The organism is Pseudomonas sp. ok266 (assembly GCF_900110195.1).
Lineage (GTDB): Bacteria > Pseudomonadota > Gammaproteobacteria > Pseudomonadales > Pseudomonadaceae > Aquipseudomonas > Aquipseudomonas neuropathica.
The window spans coordinates 1-18,354 of the sequence record NZ_FOCU01000023.1 but is presented as its reverse complement, the minus strand read 5'-3'; the positions used below and the strand labels follow the sequence as shown (position 1 = coordinate 18,354).

General features: G+C 56.6%; 16 protein-coding genes. 5 read left to right on the top strand and 11 right to left on the bottom strand.

Annotated elements, in window-relative coordinates:
* Positions 1-123 precede the first annotated feature (123 nt).
* The 9 genes from BMY54_RS29295 to gspG all read right to left on the bottom strand — a co-directional run bounded on the left by BMY54_RS29295 (position 124) and on the right by gspG (position 11,034).
* Positions 124-1,236, bottom strand: a complete 1,113-nt coding sequence (locus BMY54_RS29295) for a substrate-binding domain-containing protein (protein WP_093442475.1) — start codon at positions 1,234-1,236, stop codon at positions 124-126.
* A 96-nt stretch (positions 1,237-1,332) separates the two neighbouring features.
* Complete coding sequence (locus tag BMY54_RS29290; protein ID WP_093442470.1) at positions 1,333-2,442, bottom strand: substrate-binding domain-containing protein; 1,110 nt, start codon at positions 2,440-2,442, stop codon at positions 1,333-1,335.
* A gap of 472 nt (positions 2,443-2,914) precedes the next feature.
* Positions 2,915-4,126, bottom strand: coding sequence for a type II secretion system inner membrane protein GspF (gene gspF, locus BMY54_RS29285; RefSeq protein ID WP_093442466.1), 1,212 nt, complete (start codon positions 4,124-4,126; stop codon positions 2,915-2,917).
* Entirely contained in the window at positions 4,126-5,532 is a 1,407-nt protein-coding gene (gene gspE, locus BMY54_RS29280) for a type II secretion system ATPase GspE (RefSeq protein WP_093442461.1), read from the bottom strand. The genes gspF and gspE overlap by 1 nt, the downstream gene beginning before the upstream one ends.
* Positions 5,529-7,898 carry a type II secretion system secretin GspD gene (gene gspD / locus BMY54_RS29275; protein WP_093442457.1) on the bottom strand — a complete coding sequence of 790 codons (2,370 nt, stop codon included), beginning with the start codon at positions 7,896-7,898 and terminating at the stop codon, positions 5,529-5,531. The genes gspE and gspD overlap by 4 nt, the downstream gene beginning before the upstream one ends.
* Positions 7,895-8,440 (bottom strand): type II secretion system protein GspM, encoded by a 546-nt coding sequence (gene gspM, locus BMY54_RS29270; RefSeq protein WP_093442453.1) that lies wholly within the window; start codon positions 8,438-8,440, stop codon positions 7,895-7,897. The genes gspD and gspM overlap by 4 nt, the downstream gene beginning before the upstream one ends.
* On the bottom strand, positions 8,433-9,611 hold the full coding sequence (gene gspL / locus BMY54_RS29265) for a type II secretion system protein GspL (protein WP_093442449.1): 1,179 nt from the start codon (positions 9,609-9,611) through the stop codon (positions 8,433-8,435). The genes gspM and gspL overlap by 8 nt, the downstream gene beginning before the upstream one ends.
* Positions 9,608-10,567 carry a type II secretion system minor pseudopilin GspK gene (gspK, locus tag BMY54_RS29260; RefSeq protein WP_093442444.1) on the bottom strand — a complete coding sequence of 320 codons (960 nt, stop codon included), beginning with the start codon at positions 10,565-10,567 and terminating at the stop codon, positions 9,608-9,610. The genes gspL and gspK overlap by 4 nt, the downstream gene beginning before the upstream one ends.
* 8 nt (positions 10,568-10,575) lie before the next feature.
* On the bottom strand, positions 10,576-11,034 hold the full coding sequence (gene gspG, locus BMY54_RS29255; RefSeq protein WP_016985716.1) for a type II secretion system major pseudopilin GspG: 459 nt from the start codon (positions 11,032-11,034) through the stop codon (positions 10,576-10,578).
* 147 nt (positions 11,035-11,181) lie between these two features.
* Here gspG and gspI point away from each other — a divergent pair, with 147 nt between their 5' ends.
* Positions 11,182-11,568: a type II secretion system minor pseudopilin GspI gene (gene gspI / locus BMY54_RS29250; RefSeq protein WP_093442439.1), complete on the top strand. Its 387-nt coding sequence runs from the start codon at positions 11,182-11,184 to the stop codon at positions 11,566-11,568.
* A gap of 290 nt (positions 11,569-11,858) precedes the next feature.
* Here gspI and BMY54_RS29245 read toward each other — a convergent pair whose 3' ends face one another.
* Positions 11,859-12,317, bottom strand: coding sequence for a winged helix-turn-helix transcriptional regulator (locus tag BMY54_RS29245; protein ID WP_093442434.1), 459 nt, complete (start codon positions 12,315-12,317; stop codon positions 11,859-11,861).
* Positions 12,318-12,413: 96 nt separating this feature from the next.
* Here BMY54_RS29245 and BMY54_RS29240 point away from each other — a divergent pair, with 96 nt between their 5' ends.
* Complete coding sequence (locus tag BMY54_RS29240; protein WP_093442430.1) at positions 12,414-13,355, top strand: aromatic alcohol reductase; 942 nt, start codon at positions 12,414-12,416, stop codon at positions 13,353-13,355.
* A 177-nt stretch (positions 13,356-13,532) separates the two neighbouring features.
* Here BMY54_RS29240 and BMY54_RS29235 read toward each other — a convergent pair whose 3' ends face one another.
* Positions 13,533-13,892 (bottom strand): DUF6124 family protein, encoded by a 360-nt coding sequence (locus tag BMY54_RS29235; RefSeq protein ID WP_093442426.1) that lies wholly within the window; start codon positions 13,890-13,892, stop codon positions 13,533-13,535.
* A 1,093-nt stretch (positions 13,893-14,985) separates the two neighbouring features.
* Here BMY54_RS29235 and BMY54_RS29230 point away from each other — a divergent pair.
* The 3 genes from BMY54_RS29230 to BMY54_RS29220 form a co-directional block, all read left to right on the top strand.
* Positions 14,986-16,122: an SIR2 family protein gene (locus BMY54_RS29230; RefSeq protein ID WP_093442422.1), complete on the top strand. Its 1,137-nt coding sequence runs from the start codon at positions 14,986-14,988 to the stop codon at positions 16,120-16,122.
* Entirely contained in the window at positions 16,119-17,924 is a 1,806-nt protein-coding gene (locus BMY54_RS29225) for an ATP-binding protein (protein ID WP_093442418.1), read from the top strand. The genes BMY54_RS29230 and BMY54_RS29225 overlap by 4 nt, the downstream gene beginning before the upstream one ends.
* Before the next feature lie 85 nt (positions 17,925-18,009).
* Positions 18,010-18,354: hypothetical protein (locus tag BMY54_RS29220; RefSeq protein ID WP_256573999.1), on the top strand; the 345-nt coding region annotated here is incomplete at its 3' end.

The following is an 18,354-nucleotide window of genomic DNA, read 5'->3' as shown; positions in this document are numbered from 1 at the left end:
GTCGAGACCGAACGGATGTCACACAAACTTCATGTTGGGGGAGTATTCGCGCCGGGCCGTTCTGCGCCTTCAAAAAAATGGCAGCCCTATATGGGGCTGCCATCGGTTTGGCGGCAGTCACTTTTAAAGAGGACGACCGATGCCGTTGCACACGGCCGGGTTGTTGATGTCGAGGTTGTTGCCGGTGGTGTTGGTGATGAAGTTGGCAGTGACGGCGTTTTTCCAGCTCAGTGGCATCACCAGTAACTTGTGCGCCACCACCGCGGCATTGTTGCCAGGATTGCTGTAGTGGGTGGTCAGGAAGGCACGAATCTCGTTGGCCACGTTGGCATCCCTGTAGCACTGCCCGATGATCAAATTGCTGTAGGCGACCATTTTGTAGCCGTTGACAGGGTTCGCCACCACGGGCGACCAATTGGCGGGATTGGCTGCCTGAGACGCTGACGCCGGTGGCGCAACCGACGACAGTCCGAGCGCGACGTTGATCAGGGTTGGCAACACACCATTAAGACGCGCAACGACAGTGTTATCGCTCACCAGTACACCGTCCGGGCCGGAGTAACCGATTGAGCCGTCGACCTGATTGATCGTAGGCAGGACATCACTGTCGCTCGACACGCCGACCCAGTTGCTCGGCACTGTCGAACCTGACGGCTGGCGCGCCGCAGTGAACAGGGAATTGGTCGCGAACTTAACCGGGCAAACAGAGTTGAGGTGGCGAGTGAGGATTTCCGAGGTGCCGCTGGCGTTGTTCCGGTAGACCACGCGAATCGGTGTGGTGTCGGCAGTCCCCAGTAGCAGCCCCCACGTTGGCGCGTCACCCGACAGCGCCCTGCACAACTGGCTGCTCGTAAGATTGAGATTGCTGATACCGCTTTTCTTATAGGACACGGCGATTGCAGTGCCAACGGATGGCAGTTGAATCAGCGGGCCATAACTGGCGTTAAAAGCGCTCTGGTATTGGCTGATTTCGCTTGCCGTCAGGATCGAATCGCTGCCAGTGAAATGCACAGTGCCTGTAGTGCCGAACGGCGCAGCATTGTTGCTTAAAAACGCCGCTTTGCCTGCCCCGCTGCCAACAGCGGCGTAGCTGAAACTGGCGGGCAAAATGCTGTTGGCCGAGCCCTTGTACAGCGCGGCTGGCAACGTCGCCCCGCCACCGGTCACCGCCAATGCCTGCCCCGAAATCAGTACCGTCGCAGACAGCAGCGCAACCCTTCCAATTCGTTTGAACATGTCCAATCTCCTTATTGAATGCTCCGCTCACGGGAGCCAAAAAAAAATGGCAACCCCGAGGGGCTGCCATTCGTGTTGCGGTGTGAATCGAGCGCCTTACTGAGGACGACCGATGGTGTTGCAGACGTTGGTGTTGTTGATGTTCAGGTTGTAACCGGTAGCGTTGGAAACGAAGGTCTCATACACCTTGGTTTTCCAGGCCGATGGCACAGTCACGAAACCGTGGTTCTTGACGGCCAGGTCGTTGGTGGTGGTGTTGTAGTGAGTGGTCAGGAACGCCTTCACGTCGTTTGCCACGGCTGCATCCTTGTAGCACTGACCGACGATGAGGTTGGTGTAGGCAGCCAGTTTGTAACCGATGGCCGGGTTAGCCACCACTGGCGACCAGCGAGTCGGGTCAGCGGCCAGAGCAGCGGTCGCCGGTGGAGTTACCGAAGCCAGTGCCAGGGCAACGTTGGCCGAGGTTGGCTGTACGTTGTTGATGCGCGAAACCAGGGCGTTGCTGGTGGCGTCCACGCCGTCCGGACCGACATAACCGAGCGAACCATCAACGGCTGCAACGGTAGGCGCCACGTCAGCAGTGCCAGCGACGCCGACCCAGTTCGACGGCAGGGTCGAACCGGCTGGACGGGCGTTGACGAACGTCGAGTTGGTGGTGAACTTGGTTGGGCACACAGCGTTCAGGTGACGGGTGAGGATTTCCGAAGTGCCGCTGGAAACGTTGCGATAAACGATGCGGATCGGCGTGGTGTCAGCAGTGCCCAGCAGGCCGCCCCAAGTGGTCACGGTGCCCGAGAAGGCGTCGCACAGTTGCGCGCTGGTCAGGTTCAGAGCCGTCTGACCGGATTTTTTGTAAGGGATGGCAACCGAAGTGGCCACCGACGGCAGTTGGATCAGCGGACCGTACGAAGCACCGAAAGCGCTGTTGTAGGTGCTGATGTCCGAAGCGCTGAGTACCGAGTCGCTACCGGCGAAGTGCACGGTGCCGGTGGCGCCAAAGCCAGTGGCAACGTTGGTCAGGAACGCCGTTTTACCAGCGCCGCTACCTACAGCGGCGTAGGAGAAGTTGGCTGGCAGAATGCTGTCGGCAGAACCTTTGTACAGAGCGGCAGGCAGCGTTGCACCACCACCGGTAACGGCCATGGCTTGAGCAGAAGCCAGAGCGGCGACGGTCAGGGAAGCTGCGATCAGAGTGCGCTTGAACATGAAGAATCTCCTTTTCAACTAGGTTTGGGAACACAGGTTTTCGGGTGACTTGCATGACACTGGGAGGACTCACCGGGGCCCTCGCTAGCGTTGGCCTTGGTTAAGTCGCACTGAGAAATTCGCAGTTTCCGGTGACAGATAAAGGAAAAAACCTCGGGAGCTGAGAGCTGTTTCCGAAGGGATTTTCTCGGGTGTTTGTCGGCTGCTGTGCAGTGTCTGGATCGGGGGTTTGGCAGAATCGGGCTGGAGGCGTTGGCGGGTGGTTGCAGATGACAGAAAGGAGAACCCGAGGATGGGGGAATCGAGGGTCGGGTGATGCCAATGGTTTGGAAAAAAATCTGGATTATTTATTACCCTGACTGGCCCCTTCGCGAGCAAGCTCGCTCCCACATTTGAAATGCGTTCCCCCTGTGGGAGCGAGCTTGCTCGCGAAGGGGCCAGCCCAGCCACCACCATGACATCAGATACACGGCTACTGGACCAGTTGGTTGATCTCAATGATCGGCAACAACACCGCCATCACAATCACCAGCACCACCCCGCCCATCACCACAATCATCAGCGGCTCCAGCAACGCGGTCATGCCCATTGCCCGGCGTTCGATATCACGGGACAACGTCTGCGCAGCGCGCTCAAGCATTGGTGGCAGCGATCCGGTTTTCTCACCGCTGGCGATCAGATGAATCAGCACTGGCGGGAATACGTTCTCCACCCGTAATGCAGCGGCAAGGTTGACCCCTTCGCGCACCTTGGCCGTGGCCTCAGTGACACTCAAACTCAAGCGGTCGTTGGACAAGGTCTGCCGCGCCGCCTCCAGCGCACGTAAGAGCGGAACCCCGGCGCCGCCGAGAATCGCCAGCGTCGAGGCAAAACGCGCGGTGTTCAGCCCCAAGATGAAACGCCCGAATAACGGCAGTTTCAGCACCCGGTGATGCCAACTCAAACGTGCCGCCGGATTGCGTAGATACAGGCGCCAGCTCCAAAACGCGCCCGCCATGATCGCTGCGCACAACCAGCCCCAACTGCGGATGAAATCACTGGCGTTGAGCATCGCCAGGGTCAACCCCGGCAAATCCTGCCGCGCCTGGGAAAACGCGCTGACCACCTGTGGCACCACGTAACTGAGCAAGAAAATCACAATGCCGATCGACACCAGCCCGACCACACCGGGATAGATAAACGCGGTGAGAATCTTGCCGCGCAGGTTGTTGCGTTCTTCGATGTAGTCGGCCAGCCGCTCCATGACCTGCGCCAGATCGCCGGACTCCTCGCCGGCCGCAATCAGCGCACGGTAGATCTCGGGAAAGTCTCGCGGTCGTGCGGCTAGAGACTCAGCCAGACGCATGCCGCTGCGCACATCCGCACGCACGGCGCTGAGGGTGTGGGCGATGTGTTTTTTCTCGGCCTGCTCGACCGTGGCACTCAACGCCGCTTCCAGCGGCAGACTCGCGCCCAACAGACTCGCCAATTGCCGCGTGGCCCAGGCCAGATCGTTGTCCGAGAGTTTGGCGCTGAACAGTCCGCCACCGCCGTGGTGGGCGACGTTGCTTTCCTTGTGCACCGACAACGCGGTCAAACCGCGCCCGCGTAAAACGCTGAACGCCGCGCCTTGGCTGTCGGCCTCAAGGTGTCCGGACTCAATCTTGCCGGTCGCGTCGGCGGCTTCAAAACGATAGCGATTCATCAGGCGTCCCGTGTCACACGGAGGATTTCTTCAGGCGCGGTGGCGCCGCTGCGGATCCAGCGCTCACCGTCCTCGCGCAGGCTGAACATCCCGGCTTTCGCGGCCGAAGCGCGCAAGGCCTGCTCCCCTGCCCCTTGGTGAATCAGCGTGCGGATGTCGTCGTCGATGCAGAACAATTCGTGGATGCCGGTGCGGCCGCTGTAACCGGTTTGATTGCACGCTGCACAGCCGACCGGGCGCCAAGTGCCGGGGGTCGCCGGGTCTTCCTGCTTGCACTGATTGCACAGTCGCCTCACCAGTCGCTGCGCCAAAACCCCGAGCATTGAAGACGCCAGCAGAAACGGTTCGACGCCCATGTCGATCAAGCGGTTGACCGCCGACACTGCGTCGTTGGTGTGCAAGGTTGCCAGCACCAAATGCCCGGTCAGCGAGGCCTGCACGGCGATTTGTGCGGTTTCGAGATCGCGAATCTCGCCGATCATGATGATGTCCGGGTCCTGGCGCAGGATCGCCCGCAATGCCAGCGCGAAGGTCATGTCGATCTTGGCGTTGACCTGAATCTGGCTGATCCCCGGCAAGTCGTATTCCACCGGATCTTCCACGGTGAGAATGTTACTGGTGCTCGCATCGAGCCGCGCCAGTGCCGCGTAGAGGCTGGTGGTTTTGCCGCTACCGGTTGGCCCGGTGACCAGCACGATGCCGTGAGGCTGGCGGATCAGGTGATCGAGTTTGGCCAACACCTGCGCGTCCATGCCGAGGGTTTCCAGATGCAGACGCCCGGCCTGTTTATCGAGCAGACGCATTACCACCCTTTCGCCATGCCCGGTCGGCACCGTGGAAACACGAATATCGATCGGCCGCCCGGCCACGCGCAAAGCAATGCGACCATCCTGCGGTAGGCGTTTTTCGGCGATGTCGAGCTGCGCCATGATCTTGATCCGCGACACCAGCGCACCGTGCAAGGCCTTGCGCGGCGAGACCACGTCGCGCAGCGTGCCGTCGACGCGATAGCGCACCACTGAATGGGTTTCGAACGGTTCGATGTGAATGTCGCTGGCCTCGTCGCGCGCCGCTTGGGTGAGCAAGGCGTTGATCATGCGAATCACCGGCGCGCCGTCCTGGGTGTCGAGCAGGTCGGTGATTTCCGGCATGTCCTGCATCAGGCGATCGAGGTCGACTTCGTTTTCCGCAGCCCCGACCACCGCCGCCGCGCTGCCGGTGTCGGCATAGGCAGCGGCGAGCAAGCCATCGAGTTCGTCATCGCGCACGCGCTGAATCGTGGTCGCGCCGAATTGGCGCCGCGCTTCGCTGATCGACCAGCCCGGCGTTGACGGACACACCGTCAGCACGCCATCGCACAACAGAATCCGCTGCGCCTTGGCCCAGGCGTAAGGCAGCGCACTCATTGGATAGGCACCGCTTTGATCGTCGCGCGTGGCCCTGAGGCGGGCATAACCGCCGGCACACCCTGCGCCGCCGTCGGCAACTGCGGCGCTTGCATGTCTGGCATCGCCCAGCTGCGCTCCGGCTGCAAACCACCTTGCGCGCGGCGCATGAAGTCATAGCGATTGAGGGTGATGCTGCGCCCCGCTTCGCTGTCGCGGATGATGTACGGGCGCAAAAACACCATCAGGTTGGTCTTGGTGATCGCTCGGCGTTCGTTGCGAAACAGCGCGCCGATGCCCGGCAGGCTGCCCAGCCATGGCACCGCGTCGTTACTCTGGCTGTAGCCGTCCTGCAGCAACCCGCCGAGCACCATGATCTGCCCGTCATCGAGCAGGATGCTGGTGTCGATCGCGCGTTTGTTAGTGACGATCCCCGCCGAATTGGCACTGGCCGAAGCCCGCTCATCAATGCTGCTGACTTCCTGATAGATATCAAGCTTGACCGTACCGCCCTCGGAAATCTGCGGGCGTACGTTGAGTTTCAAACCCACCTCTTCACGGGTCACGGTTTGGAACGGGTTATTGCTGGTGCCGCCACCGCCCGTGACATAACTGCCACTGACAAACGGAATGGTCTGACCCACAAAAATACTCGCCGCTTCGTTGTCGAGGGTCAGCAGGTTCGGCGTCGACAGCACGTTGGTGCCGCCCTTGCTCTTCAAGGCCCGGGCCAGCACCTTCAGATCAAGAATCTTGCCGATGCCGGGGATGTCGACAGTGCCGTTGACGTAGCCCAGGTTCAAGCCTTGCGGCAGCACATCGATGCTGGTCTTGCCGTTGACGTTGATCCCCGAACCACCGAGATTGGCCCCGCCGATCACGCCGTTGCCGCCGAGATTGCCGGTCTGCCATTGCACACCAAATTCGCTGGCATCGTCCTCGCCGACTTCGACGATCAGGCTTTCGATGACCACTTGCGCGCGGCGCTGGTCGAGCAGATCGATCACCTCGCGCAAGTTGCGATACAACGGCTCCGGCGCGGAAATCAGCAAGGTGTTGGTGGTGGCGTCAGCCTGAATGGTCACACCACCGGCACTGAAGGCGACGTTCTGATCGCTGTTCTGAGCGCCGCTGCCGGTTGTGCTGCCACTGCTGCCCTGCGCGTAACTGCCGCCCGTGCTGCCGCTGCTGTTGGTGGTCGAGGTGCTGCCGCTACTTTGCGTGCCGCTCTGGCCATTCTGCCCAGCGCTGCCACCGGTACTTGCGCCCATCGCACTGAGCACCGAACGCGCACTGTCGCTGGTGCCGCTGTCGCTCTCGCCGGTAAGCAAGCCGCGCAAGGCCTGCGCGAGTTTCGCCGCTTGCGCGTTACGCAGATAAACCACGTGCAGATTGCTCGGATTGCTCTGCGCGTTGTCGAGTTTGTAGATCAGATTACGCGCCAGTTCGGTCCGCTCCGGGCTGCCAGCGCGAATGATGATGGTGTTGGAACGCGGGTCACCAATCACCGCGATTTTCTGCGTCGGATCATTGCCCGGCGCATCGAGCAAATCCGCGACCATCGGCGCGATGTCAGCGGCAATGCCGTTCTGGATCTGCACCACATCGGTGTCGATCGCGCTCGGCGAATCAATACTCGCGATCAACTGCGCAACGCGGGTCAGGTTCTCGGCGTAATCGGTGATGACGATGGTGTTATTGCCCGGATAAGCGTTGATCGGATTGTTCGGCGAAACGATCGGCCGCAGCACCGGAATCAGGTTCACCGCGTTTTCGTATTGCAGGCGAAACGTGCGCGTGAGCATGCCGTTACCGGCCGGTTTGTCGGCACTGTAAATCGGCCCGCCAAGCAGCTTCGCATCCGCCTCCGGCACCACCTGCGCCACACCGCCAACATCGACCACACTGAAACCCTGCATGCGCAACGCCGCCAACAACATGTCGTAAGCCTGCCGCGCCGGCACCTGACCCTCCGAGACCAGCGTCAACGTGCCCTTCACCCGAGGATCGACCAAAAACTGCTGCCCGGTCGAACGCGCTAACGCCCGCACCACCGCTTGAATATCGGCGTCGACAAAATTCAGCGTCACCGGTTGATCACCCAAAGGATTGCTCGGCAAGGCAATGCCCGACGCCGCCGCACCGCTGCGCGCACTCTTGGTGATGTTGTGTAATTGCTTCGGCACGGGGCGCGCCTGAGCCTGCGCGCGCTCGCGGTCGAGCACAGCGTCGCCGCTGCGCTGGGTGTTGGCCAGCGGCCGACCGAGCTCACTGTCGACCAACAACGGCGGCTGGTTTTGCGGTGTGCTGGTGTTGCTGCACGCGCTCAACGCCATCAGCAACATCGGCAACGCCAGACGTGCCGGTTTGGATCCTGACCCCTTCATGAAGCTTCCTTAGCGCCCAGCGCCTGATCCATGCGAACGGTGCCTGACAAAGTGCCGGCGGTGACTTCGGTCGAGGGGTTGTCTGCGCGTTGCAAACGGGCCTCGACCACTTGCAGAGAAAGTTGTGCCGGGTTGCTCAACAGCCAGTCGAGCACGGCGTCGGCCGGCGCCGCGTCGAAGGTCAACTGCCAAGCGCCCTGTGCCTCCTGTAGTTGGTAATGCCCCGCCAAGCCACTGGCCTGCAGGGTCTGCTCCAGCCACTGCGCCACGCTTTGCCCGGTGGGACGCACGCTGACTTCGCGCAGCAATACTTCCAACGCTTCGGTCTGGGCGCGCAGCTTTGGCGTCTCGGCTTCCCAATAAGCAATTTTCTTCAGCGGTGGCTGGATCAGCGCAACCCACAACAGCAGGCCGACCAGCGCAACGGCCATGCCGGCGACCATGCGTTTTTCACGCAAGGCCAACGGCTGCCAACGGGCCTGCAACTGGGCGTTAAAGCGTTGCCACTTGGCGCGATAGAGCGCGAGCGAGGCCTTATTCATTTTCTTCTGCTCCACCGCTGTCGTCGCTTTCACTTGGGCTGGCCTCTGTGGACGGCCGCAAGGTCCAGCCCTCGTCGTCTGCGGTCACGCTGATACCGGCCTGGGCCAAAGTGCTTTGCCACTCCTGATCTTTGCCGCCGCGACGGGCTTCACTCAGCAGACTCAGTTGCAAGACGCCATCGACAAACGCCAACCGCTCGACACTGCCGGCCATCGACGGCATGCCGCTGCCGGCCTGCAACACCAGACGATTGAAGGTCTGCGCCGGATCATCCGCCGCGCCCTTCTGCCGCGCCGCCAATTGCTGGCGAGCCTGTTGCAACGGGTTGAGGATCACCGGCAACTCGGGGAACGCCTGCTTTACCCGCAGGTTCATCTGGGTTTTCAGTTGCTGGCCCTGCCCGGCTTCGCGGGCGGCATACAGGTTCAAACCGATCACCCAAATGGCCACGGCCAACGCTGACAAAGCTATCGCCCTGCCCCAGCCGCGATGCTCGGTTTTTTGTTGCTGGACCGCGCCATGCAGCCCCCAACCCGGAAGCGGCCCGGTCCAGCGCTGCGCATCCGCCATCGGCAGTTCAGCACCCGGCGGCGGTTGCTCACCGATCCAGTGCAAAGTGACGCCTGGTTCCCACACCACACCATCGAGTCCGTCATCAAACAACGGCTGCACCCGCGCCGCTTGCACGCTATCGCGCAGCAACAAATGCCCGTCCTGCACGCAAGCGACGGTGCCGGGCAACACCGGCAAACTGTAAGGCGCCGGATAAAGACCGCGCAGATTCAGCCCAGCGCTTTTCAGCAACTGGCCAAAACCCAACAACTGCTGCCGAGGCGCCCAGGCGATCTGCACCTGCCCGGCCTCATCCCGCGAGCTGTGCGCGATATGCATCGCGCTGCTGTCGCCGAGCATCAAGGCCTGCGCCGCACACTGCACCGCCGCGACAATCTTGTTGGCCGGCAACGGCGGCAAATCGAGACTCGCCAACAGGCTGTCAGCCGGGTGCAGAAAACACACCAGCGGCGGCAGTTTCGACTGCTGACTCAACTGGCTCAGACTGCGGCGTTCTTCCCGCGTGACCACGCCCTGACGATCCAACCAGGCGCAGTGCAATTGACTGTGCAGATCCAGCTCCGCCAAGGGCGGCAACGCCACCTTCAACTGGCTCATACGCCCACCCGCGACCAGATCACCTGCGGCAAGCGGTCTTGGCTGCGATGCAACAACGCCTCAAGACTGACCCGACGCTGATCACGCCGCGCCTCACCGCGCAGGCGAAACCAGTCACTGGTGATGCCGACCTTGACGCTGGTCAGCTCCAGTTGCGGCATGCGCAAGCGGTTAACGAAGTCGCCACGGTTGATAAACCAGCGCCCGGCATCGCGCTCGGCGATCAGCGCATTGGCACGCTCCAGCGACAGCCCCGGCACGTAAGCGGCTAAAACCGGCGCGGTGGCAGTGTTGCCATTGAGCCAAGTGGTTGCGGGGATCACCGTCAGGTACGGCGCCAGTTTGCCGATCAGTGCCTCATTCACGCCATCGACACTGCGCAAATCATCGATGCTGCGCAGCATCGGCAGCGTCGGATTCTGCGGTTTGTGTGAAGCGTTGGGCGAGGTCGCGCGACCACTGTCGAACCCGCTTTTCGGCGCCTCGGCAATCTGCGCATTCAGCAGTCGCGGGTACGAAGCAATCACCCGCTGACTGATGCGTTGACTCAACCCGGCACTGACCCCGATCAACTCACACAAGCGCTGAAACGCCGCGACCTGCGCCTCATCGACACGCTCATTGGCGACCAGGTTGCGCAGATTGAACTTGCCCTGCTCATCCTCCAGTCGCCCTTCAAAACCTTGCGCGGAGAGACGCTGCGCCCACGGCTGATCAAGCCGGGTCAACGGATCGCGCTGACGTGCGTCCCAGAGCAATTGACGGCTGATCTCCAACCCACCCTGCACCCGCCAACGGCCCTGCACACGCTGCTGATCCGCCTCCAGCGCCCGGGTCGCCACGCTCTGACGCGTCAACATGCCCGCCGCAATCACCGCCACCACGGCCGCAATCAGCAACGCGCTGATAATCGCCATGCCCTGTTGCTTCGCCCCCTCAGGCGAGCGGCTGTTCATGGCCGGCCTTACAACTGCCAGGAACCGATATCGGCATTCACGCCGTCGCCGTCCGGCTGACCGTCGGCACCGAGGGAAAAGATGTCGATCTCGCCATTCGCGCCAGGGTTGAGGTACTGATAAGGACGCCCCCACGGATCGTTCGGCAAACGCTCCAGGTACGAGCGCCAATTGCTGTTCTTCGCATCCGCCGGCCGCTCAACCAGGACTTTCAAACCCTGATTCATCGACGGATAAGTACCGTGATCAAGGCGATACAGCTTCAACGCCTGCATCAACCCACCAATATCCTGCTTCGCCGCCGTCGCCCGCGCCTGATCCGGCCGGTCGAGCACTTTCGGCACCACCATCGCCGCGAGAATCCCCAGAATGACCACGACCACCATGATCTCGATCAGGGTAAAACCCTGCTGCCCACGCGGCGCGCGCATCGGTTGCTGACGCGATTTGAAAGGTGCGATATCCATCTCGACATTCCCTGGCTTGATTCGATTCGACGCGCAGTGTTGCAAGAAGATATGTCAGGGATGTTGAAAATCCTCGGGTGTTTTCGTCGTCAAGCCGTCAAGGACGCGGGTTAGCGTCGAGGGCTGGGTTTTGGCTTTGGGCCGTTTATGTGTGCGCGTTCGCGGGAAGCGGGTTTCACGTTGATTGAGGTGCTGGTGGCGCTGGCGATTATTGCCGTGGCGATGTCGGCGGCTGTGCGGGTGGCGGGGTTGATGACGCAGAGTAGTGGGGTTTTGCGGGATCGGTCGGTGGCGATGATAGCGGCGCAGAGTCGGATGGCGGAGTTGCGGTTGGAAGGGAAGTTGCCGATGGGGATGAAAGCGCTGGATTGTGATCAGGGGCGGCTATTGCTGCGCTGCGAACAGCTGATCAGCGCAGCCGAGAACGGCCGCTTGCTCAAGGTTGGGATTCAGGTGTTTGACCGCAACCAGGATGCGCCGCCGTTGGCCAGGCTGGAGACTTTGTTGTCCCGAACGGAAAGCCCCTCACCCTAGCCCTCTCCCAGAGGTAGAGGGGACCGATTGGGGGATATTCGAGAGCTGCACCGACTTGAAAGCCATTCATTGAATCCACAATTGCCAAGCTCACAAAGCCAAATCGAAGATCCTTCACCCAAGCCATAATCACCAAAATCTTCCAGGTCGACGTACCTCGCAAGACACCTCGGTCGGCCCCCTCTCCCTCCGGGAGAGGGCTGGGGTGAGGGCTGCTTCTAATCGCAAGCCCCCAAACCCGGCAACAGACTCGCCACGTTCTGCGCAATGGCCTGAACCAAAGCAACCATTCAATCAGCCCCATCCAAATCAACCAGCCCCACCACCGGAACCTGCCAAGCAGGCTTTTTCCCACTCTGACCATCAAACACCCGCCGCGCCTCGCGAAAATCATCCACGTGCTCCACAACCCAAGTCCAAATCGGCGACATGCGAACCAACAACTCCATCCCCAACGCCGTCAGCTCATACTCAACATGGGGCGGCACCTGATCCAACTCCCGCCGTATCAGCAAACCATCGCGCTCCAGCGCACGCAGCGTCTTGGTCAACATGCGCTGAGTCACGCCCGTCATCTGCCGTTTAATCTCGGCATGACGCATCGTGCCGTACACACCCAGGGCATGCAGGATACCCAGTGACCAGCGGCTACCGGCGTGAGCCAGGACTTCGCGCCGCACGCCATCATCGTCTCGTCTTAGCGTCTGGCAGATCGCTTCTGCCTGGCTAAGGGTTTCCTCATCGGTCATGTGTCCCCCTGGTATCACGCGTGTGCCTTCTTCTGAGCGCTGCGCAATCGTGCCAGCATCGCCAAATCATACAGACGACGGATCTCAGGAGACATCATGACCGAAGCGACCCACCCTTCCCCACAATCCATTCTCGTACTCGGCGCCGGCGAACTCGGCCTGCCGGTGCTGCGTAATCTTGCGCGGGTAGCCAAGCGCTCGCCCGGCAGCACCATCAGCGTCCTGCTCAGGGATTCGACCATCAACACGCAAGTCCCTGAGAAAAAGCGGGAAGTCGATGAACTGCGCAGTCTGGGTATCCAGATGGTCGCTGCAGACCTGGTTAACGATTCCATCGATCAACTGGCCGAAGTGTTCGCAGCATTCGACACCGTCATAGGCTGCGCAGGCATGGTCGCGGGCCGTGAAACGCCGATGAAACTGGCGACAGCCGCGCTCAAGTCCGGCGTGAAGCGCTATTTCCCTTGGCAGTTTGGCGTCGATTTCGAAGTGATTGGCCGGGGCAGCCCGCAGGATTTGTTCGATGCGCAACTCGACGTGCGTGAGTTGCTCCGCGCCCAGGATAAAACCGAATGGGTGATCATCTCGACCGGCATGTTCACCAGTTTTCTGTTCGAGCCGGTCTTTGAAGTCGTCGATTTTGAGAGCGACACCGTCAACGCCTTGGGCAGCCTGGAAACCAGCGTGACGCTCACGACACCGGAAGACATCGGCAAGCTGACAGCGGACATCGTTTTCTTCGAACCGCGCTTTCGCAACGAGATCGTCTACCTGTCTGGCGACACGGTGACGTATGGGCAGGTGACGAGCCTACTTGAACGTGTGCTGGGGCGGCCGTTCAAGCGTAACGTCTGGACGGTGCCGTACCTGATGCAGGAACTGGAAAAAGACCCCACTCACCACATCAAAAAATACCGCGCCGTATTTGCCCAAGGCAGAGGTGTGTCGTGGCCCAAAGCGGGGACTTTCAACGAGCGGCAGTCGATTCAGGTCACTACGGCTGAACAGTGGGCTCGGGATAACCTGGCAGTCGATTGACGCAAAGAAAGCGACCCACTCGCAGGTACAGATACGCGTACATCGTCTCAACATTGATCGCGGCTGAAGAGCAAGTCCGCTCCCACATTGGAACACGCTCAAAGGTGGGAGCGAGCCTGCTCGCGAAAGCGCCGGAATGGACACCCGATTAGTCACCAAGTGATCCCGACACCCGCATCACTCCGGCAACTGCAAATTATCCAACGCCCGATTCACCGCCAACTCCCCGAGCATGATCAACTGCGCAATCCCCGCCAGCGCATGGCGCTGCGATGCCGGCAACAGGCTGGAGACGTTCTGGGCGATGGTTTTGGCCGAAGCGAGTGTTGCACTGGCATCGACCAGCAGTTCTTCGGTTTTGTTGTCCGCCGTCACGGCGTACATCCCACGGTTTTTACGTGGAGGCGGCGTGGAACCGGGCGGACAGAGGTAATGGTCGAGCGCGTGGTCGGCGGCTTCGTGGAGTTTTCTGGAATCGATGGATTCGTAGGGGGAAACCGAGGCGGTTTCGGGCGGGTTGGGTGTTGGTTTGATCATGAGTGAATCTCCAAATCATAGAAAAGGAGCCATCATCTTTCGCTACCAAACGAAGGGGTGGTGGCCATACGAAGGTTGGTAGACCGGTGACTTGGAAAACCGGCGCGCCCGAAGACGCCCTGCGCATGACCACCATAAATACACAGCCCCAAAAAAGGCCTGTATCGGGTGACGCTATGCGCCAAGTCTAAGCCGGGCTACCAAACCCGATCGCTGATTCGTCAGCGACCAGACCACAATAGAATCCGACCCAAAAGCGCACAAGCCGGCGGATTCTGGCGTAGCTGTAGGCAAAGGCGCAAGGATGTGTAGCCTGGGAGAGTGTTTGGAGATGTATTTTTAAACGTTGGCGTTTATCAAGACCTTGTCGCGCCACGTCTCCCTAAAAAGATCTGCCTCCTATGCCGCGAATGGCGATGCTGGAGAATTGGCGGTGAATCAATCTTTGGATCATGTTGAGGTGAAGATCTAAACGTCTAATCGCATTAGCTAACAGAAGGAAAGAAAAACGCCGAAGTCTCCAGTTATAACTGACAACCCAAGCCAACTGCCTTTGGGGTACCCAATCAAGCGGCCGACTTGTTCTGTAACTACTAAATCAAAACCCTGTCATAGCCCGACAGATAGTCACCAAGAGTCCTTGGTTGATTATTTGTGCTCGTCATCCGTTGTACGCATTGATGCATTCCACACCAAAATCGTGAACAGATTCTGCCCCCCAGCATCCGCTCAAAGCATTGCGATGAATTTTATCGGATCTCGGGGTGGACAGTATGCTGGCGAAATACTAGCTTTCCAGTGGTAAATGCCCCACCCAAGCCAACTGTCGAATCGAACATTTGGAATCCGGATGCGAAGAGGGAATTTCTTGATGGCACAACATCATTGCGAAAGCTACGAACGTTTGCGAAAAACATCTTCAAATGGCGTTTTTTCATCTCTGGTTTTGCGCCCCCCAAGCTGGCGGTCGATTAAGCCCTGCCTACACGTCTACGTAACACCCCCTCATACATAAAAAGTCGAAAAAAATCTCTAGAGCAGGGAGTGCTTAGCCAAAGCTTTGCTTACGTATAATTAAACCAGCGGAGCCGTTATGTTCGAATCAATTGACCCATTGGATGTCTATAACAAAAACGTCAGTATTCTAATCGGATCGGGGGCTTCGGCGGATCTATTCCCAACTTTGGCGCTAGAAATTAAGGATGCAAATGGCGCACGAGAAACAATTGAAACGTTAGCTACAAAATTCGAATACTATCCGGAAAAGCGCGCAGCTCTATTCATGCATTATTACAACACATGCATCTACCCTGTTCAGACATTTGCCCCGACGGCAGTTAACACCTCAAAAGGCATAGACAATCTTGGGAATTATCAAACGCTATTAAAAACCCTGCTGGGCTTTCTAGATCGGCGAAAGGAACTAAATCGCAAGATAAACATCTTTACTACCAACTATGATGGCTGCCTCACACATAGCGCCGACCAAATTCAGGCGCAAGGGGCGTATGACTTTGTAATCAATGACGGTACATCCGGATTCCATAAAAAACATCTACACGCAAAAAACTTCAACACATTCCAATGTCAAACAGGAATTTTTGAACGCGCAAGTTATGGGGTTCCGCAACTAAATATTATTTATCTGCACGGATCTGTTTACTGGTCAAAACACGCAGATAAAATTGAGGTTAGCTATACCAAACAGTTCAACAATCTACTCACCACAAGAACAATCAACAAGATAATTCCATTTTCCAACTACTTAGGCACACCTGGCGGGTCTACTGCGCAGATCCCAAAGATTAATTTCACTAGCGAACAAATGGGTAAGTTTTGGCAGACATACAATAAACTACCTATCGTCAATCCAACGAAATGGAAGTTTCACGAAACAGTATTTGAAGAGCATTATTATCAAATGCTTCGATTGCTGAGCTATGAGCTTGAAAAACCAAACTCAATCCTTATCACTTTCGGGTTCTCCTTTGCTGATGAGCACATTCTCAAATTAGTTCAGCGCTCGCTGGCAAACCCTCAACTGAAGACGTTTATTTGTTGCTATAGCTCAGCTAGCGCTGCAAAGATGCGAAAGGAATTTCAGCAATGGAAAAATGTAACAGTAATCGGTCCACCAGATGGAACTAAAATGGACTTCGCCAACTTCAATAAATACGTTTTATCCCTCAAACCACAAACCTACATCCCACCAGAGGATGATCTTGTATGAGCATTGTCGTTGGTGAAGTGATCGCCGTGTCTGGAATTAGGATTTCTCTTCGTATTTTTGAAGACTCCAACCACGAAACAATTTTTTATGAAGGAATGAAATACCGGGGAGTTTCGTTAAGAGAACATCTCCTTATCCAACGAGGCTTCATTGATATTGTCTGCTTGGTGGAAGGAGAGTACCTAGATGAAAGAAAGCTCGATGTAGACGCTGACAAAAATACCTACGTCCGTAAAGTCGATGTTAGACCCATAGGATATATAGTTGATTATATTTTCTATGAGGGCGTGAAATACATGCCTATGATAAGAGATCAAGCATCGCTACTAAGCGAATCTATGGTCAGCAAAATATATGGCACCGAAGGGACAAGTGATTTTTCCATAGGTGTCATGCTAAAGGAGGATGTATCGATAAATCTTCCATGGACGAAAATATTTAATGGTCATCTTGGCATTTTCGGTAATACGGGGAGCGGCAAATCTAATACTCTCGCCCAGTTGTACACCACCTTATTTAGAGAAAAGCTTGAAGGACTGAAAAACAAAAGCCAATTTGTCATCATAGATTTCAATGGCGAATACACGGAAGAACAAATTCTTCCTGCCAAAGACAAAAAAATCACTATACTAGATACTAAGCGAGGCAAAAAACAATTCATGATCGAAAGCATTCACTTTTGGGATGCGCACACACTCAGCTTACTATTCCAAGCTACGACCAACACTCAACAGCCCTTTCTTAGACGAGTAGTAAGCGGCAGAGATAGATTTAAAGACATACCGCTTACAAACTACTTCATGAAAACCTTTCAAAAAGTTTTCAGCGCGAGCGAGCCAAAACCTGACGCGCTTGAACTGGCCAGAGAAATTTCCAGATTGGTAAGCTGTGAGGAACTAGAGAAGCATCTCGCTAAAATAAAATATAACGCCTCAAAGAAGTACTTCTCCATAGATGGCTTCTACTATGATTCCGATGGGAATAGCTACACGGCTTTATTAAGACCATTATTGGAAGCACATTTGGACCTAAGCGATCTCGATCAATTTGATGAGCTTATTTTGCGGTGCTATCTTCAACTCTGTCTGGATGTGCTCTTAGGCTATGCGCAATACGAACATATTCAGCCCCTACTTTCTCGTGCCAAATCATCTATTGAATCCCTTCGGAGAGTATTAAAAATTGTCGATGTACCGACACCACGCCATCTACTACAAGTGATTTCACTAAAAAAATGCAACAATGAAATCAAGAAACTCCTCCCCATTCTTATCGCCAAGAATTTCTATATTAATCACAAAGAGTCGGAAACTTTAAAAAGCCCACCAGCACAAACTCTTCACTTGATCATTGATGAGGCACACAACATTTTATCGGAACAATCCACACGAGAGCACGAGATCTGGAAAGACTACCGTTTGGAACTATTCGAGGAAATAATCAAAGAAGGTCGGAAATATGGCGTATATCTAACACTCTCGAGCCAACGACCTGCCGACATTTCTCCTACTATCGTTTCACAAATTCATAACTTCTTCATTCACCGCTTGGTCAATGAGCGAGATCTCATGCTCTTGGACAATACCATTAGTACATTGGACTCATCATCCAAGGCATTGATACCTACTCTTGCCAAAGGTTGCTGTGTGGTTACAGGCACAGCATTTGACATTCCAATGATTCTTAAAATCGCCCCATTAAACCAGGCACATCGACCTGCTAGCGATGATGTCAATTTGGAGGAGTTATGGGCTAACCCGAAACCCTTATGCGATATACTCGCTGCTCCCTTACATGACTGAAAGCACTCTTTATAAAAAGTCTAAAGTAAACCAACATACTCCAGGCAATCAACTCAATTTTTCTTAATACAATGGAGTGTTCATAATGAAGCGAATCAAGAGAAACCCTGGGAAATTTGAAGTCATCGACCTTTACACCGCTCTTGGCAGAGTACATGGATTCAAAGTCTCTCAAGATGACGACGCTAGAGAATTCATGGGGCTCGTAAAAAACTCATTAAAAGATTCATTTGAAGACAAAAAATTACTTCATGGCAAACGAGTTGAAGCACTGTTCGCCCACGTTGCGGGAGCGCTCGGCAGATGTAAATTTATAAAGCAAGAAGACAGCGGAGAAATTTTCACCAATGATGAAAATCTTCAACCACCAGACTATTTACTCATACTTAAATCAGGCGAGCGTTTTTTTGTCGAAGTGAAAAACTGCCAC